Genomic DNA, 6,000 nt, shown 5'->3' with positions numbered 1-6,000 from the left:
GCGCAACAGCAGGTATCCGCAAGACCATCAACACAGCCCCAATAAACGCATAGATCGCCCATTCCCGAAGGTCGGAACGCACGATCCACAGGAAATGCAGCAAGCCCAACCCAAGCACCGCATACACCAACCTGTGCAGCTTCTTCCACCGCGCCCCCAGCCGCCGTTGGCTGTACCGGTTCGAGGTGACCGCCAGCACCAGCAAACCCAGGAGCCCCAGCGCCCCCACGATAATGTAGGGCCGCTTGCGCAGCTCCACAGCCAACTGCCCCCAATCCAGCCCAAGAATAAAGAACAGGTAACAGAGGATGTGCAGCACTATATAAGCGAACGCCCACAACCCCAGCTGCCGGCGAACCACGATCCAACCAGACCAGCCCGTCAGCTTCTGCAGTGGCGTCATGCTCAAGGTCACCAACAGGAAGGTAAGCGCCCCAAGCCCAAGGCGGTCCATCATGATCTTCCCGGGATCAGGCCCCAGCAGGTTCATCGCCGCTTCATATAGCCACCACACCGGGAACAGGCAGCCTACGACAAAGATGGCCAAGCGAAACCAGGGGTAACGCATCAGTAGTTCTTCCGCAGATCGAGCCCGGTATACAGCGACGCCACTTCATCAGCATAGCCATTGAACATCTGCGTCTCCCGCACATTGGGGCTGAACAACCCGCTGGGCAAGCGACGTTCGCGCGCCTGGCTCCAGCGCGGGTGGTCGACTGTCGGGTTCACATTGGCGTAGAAACCATATTCATCCGGCGCCAGCCCTTCCCAGGTAGTGCCGGGCTGCTCCGCTACCAGGCTGATGCGCACAATCGACTTGATGCTCTTGAAGCCATACTTCCAAGGCACCACCAAACGCAACGGCGCACCGTTCTGGTTGGGCAGTTCCCGGCCGTACATACCCACTGCGAGAATTGCCAGCGGGTGCATCGCCTCATCCAGGCGCAACCCTTCTCTATAAGGCCAGTCGATCAAGGCGAAGCCAGAACGCTGCCCCGGCATATGCTGCGGATCCTTCAGCGTTTCGAAACGCACATAACGCGCACTGGAAGTCGGCTCGACCTGCTTGAGCACCTGAGCCAAAGGGAACCCCAGCCACGGAATGACCATCGACCACGCCTCTACGCAGCGCAGCCGATAGATCCGCTCCTCAAGCTGATAGGGTTTGACGAAGTCCTCCAGTGCATAGCGTCCGGGCTTGCCAACCTCACCATCCACCACAATGGACCACGGTTCGGTCTTCAGGCTGTCGCCATTGGCCGCCGGGTCGCCCTTGTCGGGCCCGAACTCGTAGAAGTTGTTGTAGTGAGTGGCGTCCTTGAACGGCGTAATCGCCTCGTCCTTCACCGTCACCGCTTGCCAGCGCGTGGCCGCGAGCTTGTCAGTGAACCAGGCCGGCGCGGCCCCAGCCTGCACATCGGCATAACGCGACATTTGCGCCGCGCCCACCCCGCCCGGCAATGCGCCTAGCGCCAAGCCAGCCAATGAGCCACCCAGCAGGGTACGACGGGAAAGGTAAATGCCTTCGGGGGTGATCTCCGACGCCTTGCACTCGGAAGACCTGGGAAGCTTGATAAGCATGAACGGCTCCATAGCACTGAGTAACGGATGTACCAGTAAGACTATGGAGCCGTGAGGTTATTCCAGCGTTAAGTGATTTTCACGCTTTGCGACGGCGAGCCTTCAGCAGGAACTGGATCGGCCCCGATGCTGCATAGGCAAGGAAGATCAACAGCAGGATACGCGGCGGGTCGCTGAACACGACGGCAAACACCAGCACCACCGCCAGGATCGCCACGAACGGGACGCGCCCCTTGAGGTCCAGCTCCTTGAAACTGTTGTACTTGATGTTGCTGACCATCAGCATGCCAGCAGCAGCCACCAGCAGCGCGACCAGGAACGACAGCTTGGAGCCCTGGATGCCGTAGTCGCTGAACGCCCATACGGTGCCCGCCACCACACCTGCGGCAGCCGGGCTGGCCAGGCCGATGAAGTAGCGCTTGTCGGCGGTACCGACCTGGGTATTGAAGCGCGCCAGGCGCAACGCGGCGCCGGCCACATAGATGAAAGCAACCATCCAGCCGACCTTGCCCATGTCACCCAGCGCCCAGCCGAAGGCCAGCAAAGCCGGGGCCACGCCGAAGGCGACCATATCCGACAGCGAGTCATACTCGGCACCGAAGGCACTCTGGGTATTGGTCATGCGCGCAACGCGGCCGTCCAGGCCGTCGAGCACCATGGCCACGAAGATGGCGATAGCGGCAAAAGCGAAGTACTTGCTCGCCTCGCGCGGGTCGCCGGCACTCAGGGCGCTCTGTGCGCTCATCGAGCTGATGATGGAATAGAAACCGGCAAACAGGTTGGCGGTGGTAAACAGGTTGGGCAACAGGTAGATGCCGCGGTGGCGCACCTTGCGGCCTTCGGCGTCATGCCCTTCTTCAACGTGCTCATCGACAGGTAGCAGGCTTTCGGCGTCGGAGGGCTTGTTCGGCTCTTCGGGACGTTCGCTCATGGAGGGTACCTTGCAACAGGATGGAAAATGTTCGACACGGGCCCGCGAAACAGGTTCTGACAGCGAGCCACTGGTCTGCTTTATACCAGAAGCTGGATGCCAGAACGAAAAAACGCGGCCGAAGCCGCGTTTTTCATCTTTCGATAAGACTTAGTTCTTGGTCTTGTCGACGATTTTGTTAGCCGAGATCCACGGCATCATCGAGCGCAGCTGCTCGCCGATGATTTCGATGCCGTGAGCGGCGTTGTTGCGGCGCTTGGCGGTCATCGATGGGTAGTTGGTAGCACCTTCGGAGATGAACATCTTCGCGTACTCGCCGTCCTGGATGCGCTTCAGGGCATTGCGCATGGCCTTGCGGGATTCTTCGTTGATGACTTCCGGGCCAGTGACGTACTCACCGTATTCGGCGTTGTTGGAGATCGAGTAGTTCATGTTGGCGATGCCGCCTTCGTACATGAGGTCTACGATCAGTTTCAGCTCGTGCAGGCACTCGAAGTAGGCCATTTCCGGCGCGTAGCCAGCTTCGACCAGGGTTTCGAAACCGGCTTTGACCAGCTCGACGGTACCGCCACACAGAACAGCCTGCTCACCGAACAGGTCGGTTTCGGTTTCGTCCTTGAAGGTGGTTTCGATGATACCGGTACGGCCACCACCCACGCCCGAAGCGTAGGACAGTGCGACGTTCTTGGCGTTGCCGGAAGCGTCCTGGTAGATAGCGATCAGGTCAGGGATGCCGCCGCCTTTGACGAACTCGGAGCGAACGGTGTGGCCCGGGGCTTTCGGCGCGATCATGATCACGTCGAGGTCGGCACGCGGAACAACCTGGTTGTAGTGGATCGAGAAACCGTGAGAGAAGGCCAGGGTAGCGCCCTTCTTGATGTTCGGCTCGATTTCGTTCTTGTACAGAGCGCCCTGGAACTCGTCCGGGGTCAGGATCATGACCAGGTCAGCCGCAGCGACAGCGGTAGCAACGTCGGCAACTTTCAGGCCGTGGGCTTCAGCCTTGGCAACGGTAGCCGAACCTTTACGCAGACCGACGGTAACGTCTACACCGGAGTCTTTCAGGTTGCACGCCTGAGCGTGGCCCTGGGAGCCGTAACCGATGATGGCGACTTTCTTACCCTGGATGATGGAAAGGTCGCAGTCTTTATCGTAGAAAACTTTCATGAAAATACCCCTGGTTATATCTCGGCCCCTGCGGAGCCATCGCTAATTTTTTGGATTTAGATGCTGAGCACTTTGTCGCCACGGGCAATGCCGGTAACGCCGCTGCGCACGGTTTCCAGAATCGATGCAGTGCCGATCGCCTGGATGAAGCTGTCCAGTTTGTCGCTGGTACCGCTCAGCTGCACGGTGTACACGCTGGCGGTCACGTCGACGATCTGGCCACGGAAGATATCCGTGGTGCGCTTGATCTCGGCACGCTGGGCACCGGTGGCCTTGACCTTGACCAGCATCAGTTCACGCTCGATGTGAGCGCTTTCCGACAGGTCGACAAGCTTGACCACTTCGACCAGCTTGTTCAGGTTCTTGGTGATCTGTTCGATCACTTCGTCATGGCCAACGGTGGTCAGCGTCAGACGCGACAGGGTCGGGTCTTCGGTTGGCGCTACAGTCAGGCTTTCAATGTTGTAGTTGCGCTGGGAGAACAGGCCGACCACGCGGGACAACGCACCTGGTTCGTTTTCCAGCAGCAGGGAAATGATGTGCCGCATATCAGGTACGCTCCGTCTTGCTCAGCCACATGTCACGCATCGAGCCATCCTTGATCTGCATCGGATAGACGTGCTCACTGCGGTCAACCGCGATGTCGATGAACACCAGACGGTCCTTCATCGCAAACGCTTCTTCCAGCTTCGGCTTGAGGTCCTTCAGGCTGGTGATGCGGATACCCACATGGCCATAGGCCTCGGCCAGCTTGATGAAGTCAGGCAGCGACTCGACGTACGAGTGCGAGTGACGACCGTTGTAGGCCATGTCCTGCCATTGGCGGACCATGCCCAACACACCGTTATTCAGGTTGACGATCTTCACCGGCAGGCCGTATTGCATGCAGGTAGACAGCTCCTGGATGTTCATCTGGATGCTGCCTTCGCCGGTCACACAGGCCACGTCCTGATCCGGGAAGTTGAGCTTGACGCCCATCGCCGCCGGGAAGCCGAAGCCCATGGTGCCCAGGCCACCGGAGTTGATCCAGCGGTTTGGCTTGTTGAAGCGGTAGTACTGCGCGGCAAACATCTGATGCTGGCCCACGTCGGAAGTGACGAAGGCATCGCCATTGGTCACTTCACACAGTGTCTCGATGACTTTTTGCGGTTTGATGACGTTGCCATCGCCCTTGTCGTAAGGGAACAACTCGCCATTGCCACGCCATTCGTCAATCTGCTTCCACCAGGCATCCAGCGAAGCCTTGTCAGGCTGCTCGCCGATTTCCTTGAGGATGCCGAGCATTTCGCTGAGCACGCTGTCGACCGGGCCGACGATTGGCACGTCGGCCTTGATCATCTTCGAGATCGACGCCGGGTCGATGTCGATGTGGATGATCTTGGCGTTCGGGCAGAACTTGGCCGGACCGTTTACAACGCGGTCGTCGAAACGCGCACCGACGGCAAAGATGACGTCGGCATTGTGCATGGCCATGTTGGCGGTGTAGCTGCCATGCATGCCGAGCATGCCGAGGAACTGGCGGTCGGTACCCGGGAAGCCACCCAACCCCATCAGGGTATTGGTGACCGGCAGGTTCAGCGACTTGGCGATTTCAGTCAGGGCTTCGGAGCCACCGCCGAGGATCACACCGCCACCGGAGTAGACGACCGGGCGCTTGGCCGCCAGAAGCATCTCGGCAGCCTTGCGGATCTGGCCGGAGTGACCACGGACCGCCGGGCTGTAGGAGCGCAGCTTGACCTTTTTCGGGTAGACGTATTCGAACTTCTCAGCCGGGTTGGTCATATCTTTTGGAATGTCGACCACGACTGGACCTGGACGACCGGATTGCGCCAGGTAGAAAGCTTTTTTCAGAACTTCAGGGATCTCGGTCGGATTCTTGATCATGAAGCTGTGCTTCACGATCGGCCGCGAGATACCGATCATGTCAGTTTCCTGGAAGGCATCGGTGCCCACCATGGTGCTAGGCACCTGGCCGGACAGAATGACCATCGGAATCGAGTCCATGTAGGCGGTGGCAATACCGGTAATGGCATTGGTTGCGCCAGGACCGGAGGTTACCAGCACCACACCGGCCTTGCCGGTGGCGCGAGCGTAACCGTCCGCCATATGGGTGGCCGCCTGCTCGTGACGAACCAGGATGTGTTCCACTTCCGGTTCTTTGAACAGTGCGTCGTAAACATGCAGGAGAGCACCACCAGGGTACCCGTAGATGTGCTTAACGCCTTCGTCACGCAAAAAGCGGACGACCATCTCAGCGCCAGATAAAAGCTCCACGTTGTTCACCTCTAAAACGCCAGAATACCGCCCTCACTGGACGGGTC

6 protein-coding genes are annotated in these 6,000 nt (G+C 59.2%); all 6 read right to left on the bottom strand.

The window, feature by feature from the left end; all coding sequences use genetic code 11:
* On the bottom strand, window positions 1-568 hold a 568-nt coding region (gene msrQ, locus BJQ17_RS15760; protein WP_070096302.1), incomplete at its 3' end, for a protein-methionine-sulfoxide reductase heme-binding subunit MsrQ.
* Window positions 568-1,581, bottom strand: coding sequence for a protein-methionine-sulfoxide reductase catalytic subunit MsrP (gene msrP / locus BJQ17_RS15755; RefSeq protein ID WP_003250049.1), 1,014 nt, complete (start codon window positions 1,579-1,581; stop codon window positions 568-570). The genes msrQ and msrP, both read right to left, overlap by 1 nt.
* Before the next feature lie 79 nt (window positions 1,582-1,660).
* A complete protein-coding gene (pssA, locus tag BJQ17_RS15750) occupies window positions 1,661-2,512 on the bottom strand; it encodes a CDP-diacylglycerol--serine O-phosphatidyltransferase (protein ID WP_003250045.1) in 852 nt (283 codons plus the stop codon).
* Between the two features lie 150 nt (window positions 2,513-2,662).
* Complete coding sequence (ilvC, locus tag BJQ17_RS15745; RefSeq protein ID WP_003250043.1) at window positions 2,663-3,679, bottom strand: ketol-acid reductoisomerase; 1,017 nt, start codon at window positions 3,677-3,679, stop codon at window positions 2,663-2,665.
* A 56-nt stretch (window positions 3,680-3,735) separates the two neighbouring features.
* On the bottom strand, window positions 3,736-4,227 hold the full coding sequence (ilvN, locus tag BJQ17_RS15740) for an acetolactate synthase small subunit (RefSeq protein ID WP_003250040.1): 492 nt from the start codon (window positions 4,225-4,227) through the stop codon (window positions 3,736-3,738).
* Window position 4,228: 1 nt separating this feature from the next.
* The gene (locus BJQ17_RS15735; RefSeq protein ID WP_003250036.1) at window positions 4,229-5,953 is read right to left on the bottom strand and encodes an acetolactate synthase 3 large subunit; all 1,725 of its coding nucleotides are present in this window, start codon (window positions 5,951-5,953) and stop codon (window positions 4,229-4,231) included.
* Window positions 5,954-6,000: the final 47 nt, after the last annotated feature.

The organism is Pseudomonas sp. NBRC 111139 (assembly GCF_001753955.1).
GTDB lineage: Bacteria > Pseudomonadota > Gammaproteobacteria > Pseudomonadales > Pseudomonadaceae > Aquipseudomonas > Aquipseudomonas alloputida.
The sequence above is the reverse complement of the archived record's forward strand: the minus strand, read 5'-3'. Positions and strand labels throughout refer to the sequence as shown.